Here is a 14,384-nt window from a genome sequence, read left to right on the forward strand (position 1 = left end):
AAGTCAGTCCGTGGTCGGCAGCTGCCAGGTGAGCGTGCCGCTGTTGGGATCCGCGGCGGGCGGATCGGCCAGTGCGGCGCCCACCGGAAGCAGGAGCCCCAGTGTGACGGCGGTCCCGACGAGGGCCGTTCTCATCCAGCGCGTCATGGTGAGTAGCCAAGCGGGTGCACGCCGTGCATGTCAACGAAGTGCCGCCATTCAGCCGCCCAAACCCGACAGAAGTCGCGCCTTCACCGCCGCGCGGTCGATCTTGCCCGGCCCGCGAAGGGGCAGCTCAGCGCCGTATTCGACGCGTTTCGGCGTGGCCGCCGCGCCCAGCTCCGCCCGGACGGCGGCGCGCAGTTCGTCCGCTTCACGAGGTTCACCCTCCGGGACGACCAGCGCCACCACGGCCTCGCCCCACTCCGGGTCCGGCAGGCCGACGACGCAGGCGTCGCGCACGCCCGGCTGGGCGCCGAGACACCGCTCGATCGCGTTCGCCGACACCTTCACGCCACCGGTGTTGATCATGTCGTCGGCGCGGCCGAGGACCTCGATCCGGCCGTCGTCGTGACGAACCCCACGGTCGGACGTCGTGAACCAGCCGTCGCCGAACGACTCCGCGGTCAGGTCGGGCCGCAGGCGGTAGCCGTGCGCGAGGACGTCGCCGGCGATGCGGATCCGGCCGCCGTCGACGTCGACGCGGACACCGTCGAGCGGGAAGCCGTCGTAGACGCAGCCGCTGGCCGTCTCGCTCATCCCGTACGCGGGCACGATCCGGACGCCGGCATCGGCCGCGCGCTCGCGCAGGGCCGCCGACGTCGCGGCCGCGCCGACCACGATCGCGTCGAACGCCTTCGCCGCGGCCAGCCCGGCGCCGCCGTCGTCGAGGAGCCGGACCAGCTGGGTCGGCACGAGCGCGGTGTACCGCGGGCTGCCCTCGAGCTGGGCCGCCGCGGCCGCGAAGTCGTCCGGCCGGAAGCCCTGGCCGGTGAGCAGCGCCGGGGTGGTGCCGGCCAGCAGCGACCGGACCAGCACCTGCAGGCCGCCGATGTAGTGCGCCGGGGTGGCCAGCAGCCAGTGGCCGGGGCCGCCGAGCCGCACGTGCGTGGCCTCGGCGGACGCGCCCAGCGCGCGGGCCGAGAGCAGCACGCCCTTGGGCGCGCCGGTCGAGCCCGACGTGGCGATGACCACCGCGGTGTCCGCTTCGGCGGGCTCGGCAGGCCTCATGGCGTCACGCAGCGCGGGGTCGGTGAAGGGCAGCACGGCCGGGCCGCCGCCCAGCGCGTCGGCGACGGCCCTGGTCAGGGCTTCGAGCGACTCCGGAGAGCCGTCGAGCTCGATCGGGCGCAGCTCAGTAGTAATAGGGGACGTCCTTGAAGTCGGGGTCGCGCTTCTGCAGGAACGCGTCACGGCCTTCGACGGCTTCGTCCTGCATGTACGCCAGCCGGGTGGTCTCGCCGGCGAACAGCTGCTGGCCGACCAGGCCGTCGTCGGTGAGGTTGAACGCGTACTTCAGCATCCGCTGCGCCGTCGGCGACTTGCCGGCGATCGTCCACGCCCAGCTCAGGGCCTCTTTTTCGAGGTCGGCGTGCGGGACGACCGCGTTCACCGCGCCCATCTGGTGCATCTGCTCGGCCGAGTACTCCTTGCCGAGGAAGAAGATCTCCCTGGCGAACTTCTGGCCGACCATCTTGGCCAGGTAGGCCGAGCCGTAGCCGCCGTCGAACGAGCCGACGTCGGCGTCGGTCTGCTTGAACTTGGCGTGCTCGGCCGAGGCGAGCGTGAGATCGCACACGACGTGCAGGGAGTGCCCGCCGCCCGCGGCCCAGCCCGGCACGACCGCGATCACCGGTTTCGGCAGGAACCGGATCAGCCGCTGGACCTCGAGGATGTGCAGCCGGCCGGCCCGCGCGGGGTCCACCGTGTCGGAGGTCTCGCCGCTCGCGTACTGATACCCGGAGCGTCCGCGAATACGCTGGTCACCGCCGGAGCAGAACGCCCACCCGCCGTCCTTGGGCGAGGGGCCGTTGCCGGTGAGCAGGACACAGCCGACGTCGGAGCTCATCCGGGCGTGGTCGAGGGCCCGGTAGAGCTCGTCGACGGTGTGCGGGCGGAAGGCGTTGCGAACCTCCGGGCGGTCGAACGCGATGCGCACCACGCGTTTGCCGCCGCGGCTCTCAGCGGAGCGGTGGTAGGTGATGTCGGTGAAGGCGAACCCTTCGACCTCGGTCCACGCGGCGGGGTCGAACAGCTCGGAAACTCGGGCGTCATCCACGTTTGGGAGAATAGAACCTGTGGACACAAGCGATCAGTCTGGAGCCTGCCGGTGAACCCTTCCACCGCGCAGGCCAGGGTCATCGTCGACGAACTCGTCCGCAACACCGTTTCGCACGTCGTCCTCTGCCCGGGCTCCCGCAACGCGCCGCTGTCGATCGCGCTGTATGACGCGGCCGCCGCCGGGAAACTCCGGCTGCACGTCCGCATCGACGAGCGCGGGGCCGCCTTCCTCGCCCTCGGCATCGCCGCGCGCACCGGCCGCCCGGTGGCCGTGCTCTGCACGTCCGGCACCGCGGCCGCGAACTTCCACCCGGCCGTGCTGGAGGCCGACCGCGCCGGCGTCCCGCTGATCGTGCTGACCGCCGACCGGCCGCCCGAGCTGCGGGCCGCGGGTGCGTCGCAGGTCATCGACCAGCACCGGCTGTTCGGCAACGCCGCCCGCTACTTCGACGAGCTGGCCGTCGCCGAGCGCCGGGCCGGCCAGAACTCGTACTGGCGCAGCCAGATCTGCCGGGCGTGGAACGCCGCCTACGGCGAGTGGCGCTGCGGGCCGGTGCACCTGAACATCCCGTTCCGCGAGCCGCTCGTGCCCGATTTGGACGATGACGGCGAGTGGTACGAGTCCCTGGACGGCCGCGCCGACGGCTCCCGCTGGACCGAGCTGCCCGACTTCGGCGCACTGCCGTCGTTCGTGGTGCCTTCGGCGCGCCACGGCCTGGTGATCGCGTGCGACACCGGCGTCCAGGCGGCCAGCGAGTGGGCCGAGCAGCACGGCTGGCCGGTGGTGTCGGAGACGGGCGGGCTGGGCCTGTCCGGCGGCACGGCGATCTCGTCCGGCGCGTGGCTGCTGGGCGTCGAGGAGTTCATCGCGAAGCACAAGCCCGAGCAGGTGCTGTGCCTCGGCCGGCCGACGGTGTTCCGGCAGATCCAGAAGGTGATTTCGGACCCGTCGATCGAGGTCCTGCTGGTGCGCCCGGACTCGGACTGGCCGGCGCCCGCGCACAACGTCCGGCAGGTCGGGCAGTGGTTCGACGAGCCGACCAAGCCGGCCGACCCGGAGTGGCTGGCGAGCTGGCGCCACGCCGACGCGGCGGCGTCCGCGGCGGTTTCGGCGGTGCTGGACGCGGAGCCGTGGCCGTCGGGGCTGCGGGTGGCGTCCGAGCTGGTGGACGCGCTGCCGGCCGACTCGCTGCTGGTGGTGGGCTCGTCCAACCCGACGCGCGACGTCGCGCTGGCGGGCCGGCTGCGCCCGGACGTCCTGGTGCACCGCAACCGCGGGGTGGCGGGCATCGACGGAACGGTCTCGACGGCGATCGGCGCGGCGTACGTCCACCGCGGGCCGTCGTACGCGCTCCTGGGTGACCTGACGTTCCTGCACGACGCGTCGGGGCTGCTGACGGGCCCGGCGGAGCAGCGCCCGGACCTGACGATCGTGGTGTGCAACGACGACGGCGGCGGGATCTTCTCGCTGCTGGAGCAGGGCGCACCGGAGCACTCGGCGAGCTTCGAGCGGGTGTTCGGGACACCGCACGGCGCGGACCTGGGCGCGTTGTGCGCGGGGTACCGGGTCCCGCACGTGGTGGCGGAGACGCTGACGGAGTTCCGCGCGGCGCTGCGGCCGGCGCCGGGGTTGCGGGTGGTCGAGGTGCGGGTGGACCGGTCGCGGCACCGGGACCTGCACGGCCGCCTGCGGGCGGCGGTCGGGGCGGCCGTCTCGGCGGCCTGACCGGCTGGGGTTCCGGTCGGCCGACCGGGACAAACCACCACGTCAAGCGGTTTCCGATCTTGATCCCAGTAGGCAAGAACCTTCCTTTGGCTGTACCTGGCACCTCCTTGGCTGGTTACGTTCGACCGCGCTGAACCTCACCCGTTGGAGGGATTCGAATGCGTGCAAGAACTCGCACCGGCCTCGGTGTGCTCGCGGCCGGGGTCGCCTCGGTGCTGCTCGCCGGTACCGCCAGTGCGGCCCCGGCGCCCGGTGCTCCTGGCGTCGGTGACTCGTACTACCCGAACGCCGGCAACGGCGGGACGGACGTGCTGCACTACGACATCCGCCTGACCTACCAGCCCGCGACCGACGTCCTCGCGGGCACCACCACGCTGCTGCTCACCGCCACGCAGGACCTGTCGCGGTTCGACCTGGACTTCGCGCTCAAGGCGTCCAGCGTGCTGGTGAACAACCGGCCCGCGCAGTTCACGAACCAGACCGGCAACGGCGAGCTCGTCGTCACGCCGGCGCAGCCGCTGCTCAAGGGCCAGACCGCGACCGTCGTCGTCGCCTACTCGGACACCCCGTCGACCGAGAAGGTCGACGGCATCAACGCGTGGAAGAAGGGCTCCTTCGGCGCGCTCGGCGTCGACGAGCCGCAGAGCTCCGCCTGGTGGTTCCCGGCCAACGACCACCCGACCGACAAGGCGACCTACGACGTCACCATCGAGGCCCCGGACGACAACGTCGCCGTCACCAACGGGACGCTCGTCCGGACGGTCAAGAGCCGCGCCGGCTGGACGCGCTGGCAGTGGCGCAGCACGAAGCCGCAGGCCACCTACCTGACGTCGTTCATCGTCGGCAAGTACGAGCTGAACCAGTCGACCACCCCGGACGGCAAGCCGTTCATCACGGCGTACGGCTCCGACCTCGGCGACTCGCTGTACGCGGCCAAGGCCAGCGTCGAGCGCACACCGGAGATCGACGCGTTCCTGGCGACGAAGTTCGGGCCGTTCCCGTTCGAGGCCGAGGGCGGCGTCGTGACCAGCGGCATCACCTTCTCGCTGGAGAACCAGACCCGGCCGACCTACGGTGCGCGCAACTTCCGCGCGGGCTCCAACACGACGCTGATCGCGCACGAGAACGCCCACCAGTGGTTCGGCGACAACGTCTCGCTCGGCCGCTGGAGCGACATCTGGCTGAACGAGGGCTTCGCGTCCTACGCCGAGTGGCTGTGGTCGGAGCACGAGGGTGAGGGCACGGTCGCCGAGCTCGCGCAGTACACCTACGACTCCAACCCGGCCGACGGCGACCTGTGGAAGCTCGTCCCGGCCGACCCGGGCGCGGACAACCAGTTCGACAACGCCGTGTACGACCGCGGCGCGCTGACGCTGCAGGCGCTGCGGACGGCCGTCGGCGACGACGCGTTCTTCAAGATCCTGCAGACGTGGCAGGCCCAGAAGGGCGGGTCGAACGGGCGCATCCAGGAGTTCATCGCGCTGGCCGAGAAGGTCTCGGGCAAGCCGCTGTACGACCTGTTCCAGACCTGGCTGTACACGGCGGGCAAGCCGGCGGTGGGCCCGAACGGCGCCGCGCCGGCTGCGTTCACGGCGCGTTCGGCGTCTGTCGCGAAGCCGAAGTCGTTCGACCAGATCCAGGCGAACCACCGGAATCTCGCCGCGGAACACACGCACTGAGCGAGACCGCTACGCTCGCCGCGTGAGCACGAGAGGTGAGCGGGTGAGGCGCGTCGGGTGGTGGACCGCCCTCGGCGTCGCCTCGCTCCTCACCGTCATGTGCGTGTGCCTCCTGTTCGCGGCGATCCGCAACGACGGCGCGATCGCGGCCCAGCTCGGCACGGCGAACGCGACCGTGGACTCGGTGGCGTTCGACCGCACGATCATCCACTTCGAGACCCCGGACGGCATCGTCCACAGCCCGGCCAACGGCGTCCTCTACCCGGACGGCCTGGCGGCGGGCCAGCTGGTGCGCATCGAGTACGACGCGTCCGATCCGGAGCTGGCCCGGGTGGCCGGCCGGTCGGCGGCGTTGACGCTGCTGCCGCTGGGGAGCTTCGTGTTCTTCACGTGGCTGGTGGCGGGGCCGCTGCTGTGGTGGATCCGGCGGCTGGACAAGCGGGCTACCGCGCCAGCCACGTCTTCCGCGTGATCTCGTACTCGACTTCGCCCTGCTCGGCCCCGTCGATGGGGTCGTCGTAGTCCTCGGCCGAGGTGAACGCCCTCGCGAACGTGAGCCCGGCCGAGGTCATCGTCGCGCGCGACGGGGTGTTGACGGCCATCGTCTGGGCGAAGACGCGGTCCAGGCCCAGCACCTCGAAGCCGTACCGGATGAGCTCGAGTGACCCTTCGCGGGCGTAGCCCTGCCGCCAGTGCCGGCGCAGCAACCGGTAGCCGAGCTCGGCTTCCCCTTCGACGTCCGGCTGGTCGGGGCCGTGCGGCGGGCGCAAGATCCACCAGCCGACGAAGTCGTCACCGGCAAAGCCCATCCAGAACCCGAACCCGGGCGCGACGGCGATCCTCCGACGGTGGGCCTGCGCGACTTCGTCCCGGGTCGCGGCCCGGCCGGTGAGGTAGCGCATGACCTCGGGATCGGAGTCCAGCTCGTACTCCAGCTCGAGGTGCTCATCGGCCAGGGGCACGAGCGTGAGCCGCGGCGTGTGGAGGGTGGGCATGCCCCGATCTTCACAGCGCGCGCAACCCGATTAGCCCGCGTGGGCCGTCTCCTGCCACCACCCCAGCACCTCGTCCGCCACGCCCGGCGCCGCGACCAGCAGGCCGTCCGTCGGCAACGCCGTGTCGTCGCCGTGGCGGTCCAGGACCACCGCGCCCGCCTCGATCGCCATCGCCACCGAGCCGGCCACGTCCCACTCGTGGTAGCTGTGCAGCACCGCCGCGGCCGCGTGCCCCAGCGCCACCTGGGCGATCGACAACGCCGCCGAGCCCAGCACCCGCACCCCCGTGTGTGCTGCCGCCGCGCGCTCGATGAAGCCGCCCATGCCCGGCCACGGTCCCTGGCGGGCGAACTCCGTGCAGACCAGCGCGCCCGCCGTCACGCAGCGGTCCGTCAGCTTGACCGGCTTGCCGTTCGCGCGGGCCCCGCGGCCGCGCGCGGCCGCGTAGATCTGGGCCCGGTACGGGTCCGCCACCACGCCCACCACCGGCCCCGCCGCGTCGACCAACGCCAGGCTGTACGCGCACCACGGCACCCCCGCCACGTAGTTCGCCGTGCCGTCCACCGAGTCGACCACCCAGCGGTACTCGGCGACGTCCGCGCCGTGGTCCGCGCCGAACTCGTGGCCGACCACCGGGATGCCCGGGAACTCCGCGGTCAGGACGCGGCGCGTGTGCCGCTCCAGGATCCGGTCAGTGTCGGTGACCCAGTCGAAGGGCGAGTCCAGCGTCGACGGGTGGGCGCCGCGGCCGGCGGTCGCGGTGATCACGTCGGTGGCGTCGTTGGCCAGCCGTCCGGCCACTTCGAGCGCCCTCGACAGCAGGCCGGGCTCGACGGGCCGCGGCGGCCGGGAGGACAAGAGGGTCATGCCTGCTTAGTCTGGGCCCCGCTGGTTTCCGGGACACGACCTTGAGATGACATGTCGTGGCGGATCTGTTCCGGCAGCGTTGGCCGCGGTGTCACGCGGCCGCCAGGATCGGGTGCGATGGTCGGAACGTGCGAGTCGCCATAGTCACCGAGAGTTTCCTGCCCCAGGTGAACGGCGTGACCAACTCCGTCCTGCGGGTCGTCGAGCACCTGCGCGAACGCGCCCACGACGTGCTGATCATCGCCCCCGGGCCCGGCCCGGACTCCTACCGCGGCGCCCCGGTCGTCCGGATCCCCGCGCTCGACTTCCCCGGGGTCAACTCCCTGCCGATCGGCCTGCCGACGCGCACGGTGCTCACCGCGCTCGCCGCGTTCGGCCCGGACGTCGTGCACCTGGCCTCGCCGTTCGTCGTCGGCGCGCGCGGGCTGGCCGCCGCGAGACGGCTGCGCGTCCCGTCGATCGCCGTCTACCAGACCGACATCGCCGGGTTCGCCGCCGCGTACGGCTTCGGCATCGCCGCGCGGGCCGCGTGGCGCTGGGTGCGGCGGCTGCATTCGCGGGCCGACCGGACGCTGGCGCCGTCCAGCGACTCGGTCGCGCAGCTCGAGCTGCACGGCGTCCCGCGCGTGCACCGGTGGGCGCGGGGCGTCGACATCGAGCGGTTCTCGCCGGAGCACGCCGACGCGGCGCTGCGGGCCGAGCTGGCACCCGACGGCGAGCTGCTCGTCGGGTTCGTCGGCAGGCTGGCGCCCGAGAAGGAGGTCGACCGGCTGGCCGCGCTGGCCGGGATGCCGGGGATCCGCCTGGTCGTGGTCGGCGACGGGCCCGAGCTCGAAAGCCTCCGGGAGCAGCTGCCCGGCGCGGCCTTCCTCGGCGCGAAGTACGGCGACGAGCTCTCGAAGGCGTACGCGAGCTTCGACGTCTTCGTCCACACCGGTCCGCACGAGACGTTCTGCCAGGCGGTGCAGGAGGCGATGGCGTCCGGCCTGCCGGTGCTCGCGCCGGACGCGGGCGGCCCGAAGGACCTCGTCCTGCCCGGCCGCACCGGCTACCTGCTGCCCGCGGACCGCGAGGCGTTCGGCCCGGCGCTCGTCGAGAAGGTCGGCGCGCTGCGCGATCCCGCGCTGCGGGCGCGGCTCGGCGAGAAGGCGCGCAAGGTGGTGCTGGGCCGCACCTGGCCCGCCGTCTGCCGCGAGCTGATGGGCCACTACGAAGCCGTGCAGGGCCGGGCCGCCCGCGCGGCCTGACATGCACATCGTCCAGCTCGCGAACTTCTACGGGCCGCGCTCGGGCGGGCTTCGCACGGCGCTGCACCACCTCGGCGCGGGGTACGTCGCGAGCGGGCACGAGGTGACGCTGGTGGTGCCCGGCACGCGGTACGCCGACGAGGTCCTGCCCACCGGCGTGCGCCGGTTTTCCCTGCCGGCGCCGAAGATCCCGGGCACCGGCGGCTACCGGGCCGTCGACCCGCACCGGGTCCGCGCGGTCCTGCGCAGGCTCGAACCCGACCGGCTGGAGGTGTCGGACCGGCTGACGCTGCGGGGGATGGGTGGCTGGGCGCGGCGCCACGGCGTCCCGAGCACGGTCATCTCGCACGAGCGCCTCGACCGGCTGCTGGAGCAGTTCCTGCTGCCCGAGCCGGTGGCGCGCCGCGTCGCCGACGTCGCGAACCGGCGGATGGCCGCGAGCTACGACACGGTCGTCTGCACGACGGCGTTCGCACGCGCCGAGTTCGACCGGATCGAGGCGCCGAACGTCCACCGCGTGCCGCTCGGCGTCGACCTGGCGACGTTCCGGCCCGCCATGCGCGACGCCGGCTGGCGCTCGGATCTCGCCGGGGGAGCGGACGCGCTGCTCGTCCACTGTGGACGCCTGTCGCCGGAGAAGCACGTCGAGCGCAGTGTGGACACCGTGGCGGAGCTGACGGAGGCGGGCGCGCGGGTCCGGCTGGTGGTGGCGGGCGACGGGCCGCGCCGCCGGGCCCTGGAGCGCCGGGCGCGCGGCCTGCCGGTGACGTTCCTGGGGTTCCTGTCCGGCCGCGGCGACGTCGCGAAGCTGCTGGCCAGCGCGGACGTCTCCCTGGCGCCCGGCCCGCACGAGACGTTCGGGCTCGCCGCCCTGGAGGCGCTGGCGTCCGGGACGCCGGTGGTGGTGTCGGCGTCGTCGGCGCTGCGGGAGATCGTCCGGCCGGGCTGCGGCGCGGCGGTGGACGACCACGCGCCGGCGTTCGCGACGGCGGTGACGGACCTGCTCGAGAGCCCGGAGGACCTGCGCCGCGCGGCCGCCCGGGCGCGGGCCGAGGAGTTCACCTGGCCCGCCTCGGTGGCGGGGATGCTGGCCGCTTTCACGAACTCTTGAGGCGGCTGTACCCCGGGTGGACGCCGGGGGTGAGGCCCTGGTCGTCGGCGATCTTCGTCAGGAGCGCGTGGAGCGTCGCGCGTTCGTCCTCGGTGAGCACCGCGGTAATCGTGCGGTCGTGGGACACCGCCGTTTGCGCGACGCGGCCCATCAGCTCCCGGCCCGACGGGCTCAGCTCCAGCGCGTAGAGCCGCCGGTCCTCGGCGTTGCGGCGCCGTTCGATCAGGCCGCGCTTCTCCAGGCCGTCGACCAGCGGGACCAGCCGCGTCGCGGGCGTGCCGAGCTGCTTCGCCAGCGCCTGCTGGCTCTGCCCCGGCCGCGACGCGACCAGCCGCAGCAGCCCGACCTGCGGCGGCGTCAGGTCCAGTTCGCCGATGCGCTCGGTGAACCGCTGCGCCGCGTGCGCGCCGACCTGGGCGAGCAGGAACGCGCTGCCGAACCGGGGAGCTTCCATGGCCGGAACGATAGTCGTTGACAATCGATTACACCAGTGTAATCGTTTAAGGTATGAAACGAATTGCGATCACCGCCTACGGCCTGTTCACCGTCGCCGGGGGCGTCCTCGGCGCCACCGGCACCCGTCCGGGCTCCTCCGCCGCCGAAGTCGCGGCCTACGACGCCACCCACCAGGGCCTGGTCCAGCTCCTGGCCCTCGTCGTCTTCGGGGCGGGGCTGTCCCTCGCGACCTGGACCGCGGCCGCCAGACCGCCGCAGCTCGGGTTCGCCGGCGGCCTCCTCGCGTCCGGGAGCCTGGTGCTGAGCGGGCTCGCCACCTGGACGGCCGCCCAGAACCCGGACCTCGCCCGCGCCTTCACCTCGCTGGCCTTCGCGAGCGGTGCCTTCGGGTTCGCCGTGCCCCTCGCGCTGCTCATCGCGGTCGTAGCGCGCACCGAACGAAAGTGGCTGGCCGTCACCGGGTACGTCATCGCCGCGCTGGCCGGGCTTTCGGCGTTCGGCATGCTGACCGACGTGCTCTACCCGCTGATCCCGGTAGGACGCTTCGGCGGCCTCATCTGGCTGGTGCTCGCGACCTTCCTGAAGCCCCGCGACTAATCTCAAGCCATGTCACGCGCAAGCCTGGACAAGGACCCGCACGAAGTCGCCGCGATGTTCGACGGCGTCGCGGACGGGTACGACCGGGCGAACTCGTTCATGACCTTCGGCTTCGACCGGCGCTGGCGCACCACCACCGCCCGCGTGCTCGACGCTCGCCGCGGCGAGAAGGTCCTGGACCTCGCCGCCGGCACCGGGGTGTCCACCGTCGAGTACGCCCGCGGTGGCGCCTGGTGCCTGGCCGCGGACTTCTCGTTCGGCATGCTGCGTGCCGGGCTGCACCGCAAGGTCCCGATGGTCGCCGCGGACGCGCTCAACCTGCCGTTCGCCGACGAGAGCTTCGACGCCGTGACGATCTCGCTGGCGCTGCGCAACTTCGTCGACACGAAGGCGGCGCTGACCGAGATCGCCCGCGTGGTCAAGCCGGGCGGCCGCCTGGTGATCTGCGAGGTCTCGACGCCGCCGTTCGCCCCGATCCGGTTCATCCACCGGCGGTTCATGCTGAAGCTGCTCACGTGGGTCGGCAAGCGGACGTCGTCCAACCCCGAGGCCTACTCCTACCTGGCCGAATCGATGCTGGCCTGGCCGGACCAGCGCACGCTCGGCGAGATCATCGCGAGCGCGGGCTGGGCCGACGTGGAGTGGTTGAACCTCACATTCGGCGTCGTGGCGATCCACCGCGCGCGCAAGCCTGCCTAAACTCGCGTCTATGAGCCGTCGTAGCCCTGACCAGGACGCCGAAGTCATCGTCGTCGGCGCCGGACCGGCCGGGTCCACCGTCGCGACCTACCTCGCCCGGTCGGGGGTCGACGTCCTGCTGCTGGAGAAGACCGAGTTCCCGCGCGAGAAGGTCTGCGGCGACGGCCTGACCCCGCGCGGCGTCAAGCAGCTCATCGACCTGGGGATCGACACCAGCGAGGACGCGGGCTGGGTGCACAGCCGCGGCCTGCGGATCCTCACCGGCGACCTCACGCTCGAGCTCGACTGGCCGGACCTGACGAGCTACCCGCCGTACGGCGTTTCCCGCACCCGGCACGACTTCGACGACCTGCTCGCGAAGCTCGCGGTGAAGGCAGGCGCGCGGCTGTACGAGCGCACCACCGTCACCAGCGCCATCACCGACGCCACCGGGCGCGTGGTCGGCGTCGAGGCGAAGGTCGGCCCCGAGCGGACGCCGGTGAAGTACCGCGCGCCGCTGGTCCTGGCCTGCGACGGCGTGTCCGCCCGGCTCGCGCTGAGCGTCGGCATCCAGAAGAACGAGAAGCGCCCGATGGGCGTGGCCGTGCGCCAGTACTACAAGAGCCCGCGCCACGACGACCCGTTCATCGAGGGGCACCTCGAGCTGTGGGACAAGTCCGACCCGCGTGACCCGAAGCTGCTGCCGGGCTACGGCTGGGCGTTCCCGCTCGGCGACGGCACGGTGAACGTCGGCCTCGGCATGCTCTCGACGTCGGCGTCGTTCCGGAACACCGACTACCGCGCGCTGCTGCGCCAGTGGCTCGACGGGACGCCGGAGGAGTGGGGCTACCGCGAGGAGAACGCGATCGGCAAGGTCGGCGGCGCCGGTCTCCCGATGGGCTTCAACCGCACCCCGCACTACCGCGACGGCCTGCTGCTGCTCGGCGACGCGGGCGGCATGGTCAGCCCGTTCAACGGCGAAGGCATCTCCGCGGCCATGGAGTCCGCCCAGATCGCGGCGGAGGTCGTGGTCCAGGCCCTGGCCCGCCGTGAAGGGCCTTCGCGCGAGCGGGCGCTGGAGGCGTACCCGCGCGCGGTCCGCGAGCTGATGGGCGGCTACTACCAGCTGGGCAACGTCTTTGCGAAGATCATCGGCAAGCCGAAGATCATGCACGCGTGCACCAAGTACGGCCTGCGCATCAACAAGATCCTGCCGCTGGTCTACAAGGGCCTCTCGGGCTGCTACGACGCCAAGGGCGGCGACGGCGTGGACCGGCTCATCTCGGCTCTCGCGAAGGCCGCTCCCAGCCCGCGCTGACTCTTGGTCAAGGGCGGCACTTCCCCGTGAAGTGCCGCCCTTTTCGCGCGCGGACACACGGGTGGCCCAACAAGTTGGCCGTGCGGTCAGTGGGATAGGTCACAGGTCAGCGCCCTGTTTGTCCGGCCGTTTCGCGATCTTGAGGGGCCTTCGCGCAGGTCGAACGCGCACCGTTGCCTCGTCGTGACAACGTTGGCGCCGGAAGTTAGGGCACCCTTATAACACGGGGGGCTAGGGACAAGAATGTGAGTCGCGTCCTACACTCCCCCCATGCTTTGTGAATCCCTTCACATCCGCGACGAGTGGCTTGTGAACTATTTCACAAGCACTCTGTTTTCCCCCACCCGGCCCGGCCACGGGCCGTAAGGAGACCCTGACCCTCGGCGGTGTGACCCAGGTCCCTTAGGGTGCCGACGAGGCCAAGCGGTTCCCACCACAAGCACAACCGCATCGGCGCGGAAAGGATGGCGAAGACCCCGTGCTGACGTTGCTGACCCGAACCGACACGGTGCAGCTGGCGCAAGAGGCCCCCAGCCTGAAGCCCTACCTGCCCATCGTGATCCTGTTCGTCCTCGCGCTCGGCTTCGCCGTGCTGTCGGTGCTGCTAGGCCCGCTCGTCGGCCCCAGCCGGTACAACAAGGCGAAGCTCGAGGCGTACGAGTGCGGCATCGAGCCGTCCCCGCAGCCGCTCGTCGGCGCCGGGCGGATGCCGGTGGCCTACTACATCACCGCGATGCTGTTCATCCTGTTCGACATCGAGATGGTCTTCCTCTACCCGTTCGCCGTGCAGGCGAACGCGCTGGGCACGTTCGGCCTGGTGGAGATCCTGCTGTTCATCGCGACGGTCGGCTTCGCGTACGCCTACGTGTGGCGGCGCGGCGGCCTGGATTGGAACTAGACCCATGGGCCTCGAAGAGAAACTCCCCAACGGCATCCTGCTGGCCAGTCTCGAAGGTCTCGTCAACTGGTCGCGGAAGAACTCGATGTGGCCGGCCACCTTCGGGCTCGCCTGCTGCGCGATCGAGATGATGACGGTCGGCGGCTCCCGCTACGACATCGCCCGCTTCGGCATGGAGCGCTTCAGCGCGACGCCGCGGCAGGCCGACCTGATGATCGTCGCCGGCCGGGTCACGCAGAAGATGGCCCCGGTCCTGCGCCAGATCTACGACCAGATGGCCGAGCCCAAGTGGGTCCTCGCCATGGGCGTCTGCGCCTCCTCCGGCGGCATGTTCAACAACTACGCCGTGGTCCAGGGCGTCGACCACATCGTGCCGGTCGACATGTACCTGCCCGGCTGCCCGCCGCGGCCGGAGATGCTGCTGGACGCGATCCTCAAGCTGCACGCCAAGATCCAGGACGAGCCGATCAACGCCCGCCGCGCCGCCATCCGCGCCGCCAGCGGGGCCCGCACCGAGCTCGTCGCGTCGTCGATCAAGTACGCGAAGAAGTAG

16 protein-coding genes are annotated in these 14,384 nt (G+C 71.9%); 10 read left to right on the forward strand and 6 right to left on the reverse strand.

Annotated elements, in window-relative coordinates; translation table 11 throughout:
- Window positions 1-3 precede the first annotated feature (3 nt).
- From QSK39_RS35330 to QSK39_RS35340, 3 genes are all read right to left on the reverse strand, one after another.
- Entirely contained in the window at window positions 4-135 is a 132-nt protein-coding gene (locus QSK39_RS35330; protein WP_285482200.1) for a hypothetical protein, read from the reverse strand.
- Window positions 136-198: 63 nt separating this feature from the next.
- Entirely contained in the window at window positions 199-1,332 is a 1,134-nt protein-coding gene (gene menE / locus QSK39_RS35335; RefSeq protein WP_285482843.1) for an o-succinylbenzoate--CoA ligase, read from the reverse strand.
- 1 nt (window position 1,333) lies between these two features.
- Window positions 1,334-2,257 (reverse strand): 1,4-dihydroxy-2-naphthoyl-CoA synthase, encoded by a 924-nt coding sequence (locus tag QSK39_RS35340; RefSeq protein ID WP_285482201.1) that lies wholly within the window; start codon window positions 2,255-2,257, stop codon window positions 1,334-1,336.
- Window positions 2,258-2,308: 51 nt separating this feature from the next.
- Between QSK39_RS35340 and menD the strand changes: the two genes are divergently transcribed.
- The 3 genes from menD (at window position 2,309) to QSK39_RS35355 (ending at window position 6,136) form a co-directional block, all read left to right on the forward strand.
- Window positions 2,309-3,985, forward strand: coding sequence for a 2-succinyl-5-enolpyruvyl-6-hydroxy-3-cyclohexene-1-carboxylic-acid synthase (gene menD / locus QSK39_RS35345; RefSeq protein ID WP_285482202.1), 1,677 nt, complete (start codon window positions 2,309-2,311; stop codon window positions 3,983-3,985).
- A gap of 158 nt (window positions 3,986-4,143) precedes the next feature.
- The gene (locus QSK39_RS35350; RefSeq protein ID WP_285482203.1) at window positions 4,144-5,664 is read left to right on the forward strand and encodes a M1 family metallopeptidase; all 1,521 of its coding nucleotides are present in this window, start codon (window positions 4,144-4,146) and stop codon (window positions 5,662-5,664) included.
- Between the two features lie 22 nt (window positions 5,665-5,686).
- A complete protein-coding gene (locus QSK39_RS35355; protein WP_285482204.1) occupies window positions 5,687-6,136 on the forward strand; it encodes a DUF3592 domain-containing protein in 450 nt (149 codons plus the stop codon).
- Here QSK39_RS35355 and QSK39_RS35360 read toward each other — a convergent pair.
- Together QSK39_RS35360 and QSK39_RS35365 are read right to left on the reverse strand one after the other, a co-directional pair.
- A complete protein-coding gene (locus tag QSK39_RS35360) occupies window positions 6,108-6,659 on the reverse strand; it encodes a GNAT family N-acetyltransferase (protein ID WP_285482205.1) in 552 nt (183 codons plus the stop codon). The two genes, QSK39_RS35355 and QSK39_RS35360, sit on opposite strands and share 29 nt — an antisense overlap.
- Before the next feature lie 30 nt (window positions 6,660-6,689).
- Window positions 6,690-7,526, reverse strand: coding sequence for an inositol monophosphatase family protein (locus QSK39_RS35365; protein ID WP_285482206.1), 837 nt, complete (start codon window positions 7,524-7,526; stop codon window positions 6,690-6,692).
- 176 nt (window positions 7,527-7,702) lie between these two features.
- Here QSK39_RS35365 and QSK39_RS35370 point away from each other — a divergent pair, with 176 nt between their 5' ends.
- Both QSK39_RS35370 and QSK39_RS35375 read left to right on the forward strand, forming a co-directional pair.
- Window positions 7,703-8,773 (forward strand): glycosyltransferase family 4 protein, encoded by a 1,071-nt coding sequence (locus QSK39_RS35370; protein WP_285482207.1) that lies wholly within the window; start codon window positions 7,703-7,705, stop codon window positions 8,771-8,773.
- Between the two features lies 1 nt (window position 8,774).
- Window positions 8,775-9,884 carry a glycosyltransferase family 4 protein gene (locus tag QSK39_RS35375; protein ID WP_285482208.1) on the forward strand — a complete coding sequence of 370 codons (1,110 nt, stop codon included), beginning with the start codon at window positions 8,775-8,777 and terminating at the stop codon, window positions 9,882-9,884.
- Here the strand turns inward: QSK39_RS35375 and QSK39_RS35380 are convergent.
- On the reverse strand, window positions 9,871-10,338 hold the full coding sequence (locus tag QSK39_RS35380) for a MarR family winged helix-turn-helix transcriptional regulator (RefSeq protein ID WP_285482209.1): 468 nt from the start codon (window positions 10,336-10,338) through the stop codon (window positions 9,871-9,873). The genes QSK39_RS35375 and QSK39_RS35380 overlap by 14 nt on opposite strands.
- Before the next feature lie 53 nt (window positions 10,339-10,391).
- On the opposite strand from QSK39_RS35380, the gene QSK39_RS35385 reads away from it, so the two are divergent.
- From QSK39_RS35385 to QSK39_RS35405, 5 genes are all read left to right on the forward strand, one after another.
- The gene (locus QSK39_RS35385) at window positions 10,392-10,937 is read left to right on the forward strand and encodes a DUF4386 domain-containing protein (protein ID WP_285482210.1); all 546 of its coding nucleotides are present in this window, start codon (window positions 10,392-10,394) and stop codon (window positions 10,935-10,937) included.
- 9 nt (window positions 10,938-10,946) lie between these two features.
- The gene (locus QSK39_RS35390) at window positions 10,947-11,636 is read left to right on the forward strand and encodes a demethylmenaquinone methyltransferase (protein WP_086838659.1); all 690 of its coding nucleotides are present in this window, start codon (window positions 10,947-10,949) and stop codon (window positions 11,634-11,636) included.
- Window positions 11,637-11,646: 10 nt separating this feature from the next.
- Entirely contained in the window at window positions 11,647-12,933 is a 1,287-nt protein-coding gene (locus QSK39_RS35395) for a geranylgeranyl reductase family protein (RefSeq protein WP_285482211.1), read from the forward strand.
- 478 nt (window positions 12,934-13,411) lie between these two features.
- On the forward strand, window positions 13,412-13,831 hold the full coding sequence (locus QSK39_RS35400; RefSeq protein ID WP_284750520.1) for an NADH-quinone oxidoreductase subunit A: 420 nt from the start codon (window positions 13,412-13,414) through the stop codon (window positions 13,829-13,831).
- Window positions 13,832-13,835: 4 nt separating this feature from the next.
- Complete coding sequence (locus QSK39_RS35405; RefSeq protein WP_020643101.1) at window positions 13,836-14,384, forward strand: NuoB/complex I 20 kDa subunit family protein; 549 nt, start codon at window positions 13,836-13,838, stop codon at window positions 14,382-14,384.

The organism is Amycolatopsis sp. NBRC 101858, from assembly GCF_030269325.1.
Classification (GTDB): Bacteria; Actinomycetota; Actinomycetes; order Mycobacteriales; family Pseudonocardiaceae; genus Amycolatopsis; species Amycolatopsis ponsaeliensis.

Excerpts from the sequence above, each read along its gene's own strand:
- QSK39_RS35330 (WP_285482200.1), bottom strand. The coding sequence starts at position 135 with ATGAGAACGGCCCTCGTCGGGACCGCCGTCACACTGGGGCTCCTGCTT.
- QSK39_RS35350 (WP_285482203.1), top strand. The coding sequence starts at position 4,144 with ATGCGTGCAAGAACTCGCACCGGCCTCGGTGTGCTCGCGGCCGGGGTC.
- QSK39_RS35360 (WP_285482205.1), bottom strand. The coding sequence starts at position 6,659 with ATGCCCACCCTCCACACGCCGCGGCTCACGCTCGTGCCCCTGGCCGAT.
- QSK39_RS35365 (WP_285482206.1), bottom strand. The coding sequence starts at position 7,526 with ATGACCCTCTTGTCCTCCCGGCCGCCGCGGCCCGTCGAGCCCGGCCTG.
- QSK39_RS35375 (WP_285482208.1), top strand. The coding sequence starts at position 8,775 with ATGCACATCGTCCAGCTCGCGAACTTCTACGGGCCGCGCTCGGGCGGG.
- QSK39_RS35380 (WP_285482209.1), bottom strand. The coding sequence starts at position 10,338 with ATGGAAGCTCCCCGGTTCGGCAGCGCGTTCCTGCTCGCCCAGGTCGGC.
- QSK39_RS35385 (WP_285482210.1), top strand. The coding sequence starts at position 10,392 with ATGAAACGAATTGCGATCACCGCCTACGGCCTGTTCACCGTCGCCGGG.
- QSK39_RS35390 (WP_086838659.1), top strand. The coding sequence starts at position 10,947 with ATGTCACGCGCAAGCCTGGACAAGGACCCGCACGAAGTCGCCGCGATG.
- QSK39_RS35395 (WP_285482211.1), top strand. The coding sequence starts at position 11,647 with ATGAGCCGTCGTAGCCCTGACCAGGACGCCGAAGTCATCGTCGTCGGC.
- QSK39_RS35405 (WP_020643101.1), top strand. The coding sequence starts at position 13,836 with ATGGGCCTCGAAGAGAAACTCCCCAACGGCATCCTGCTGGCCAGTCTC.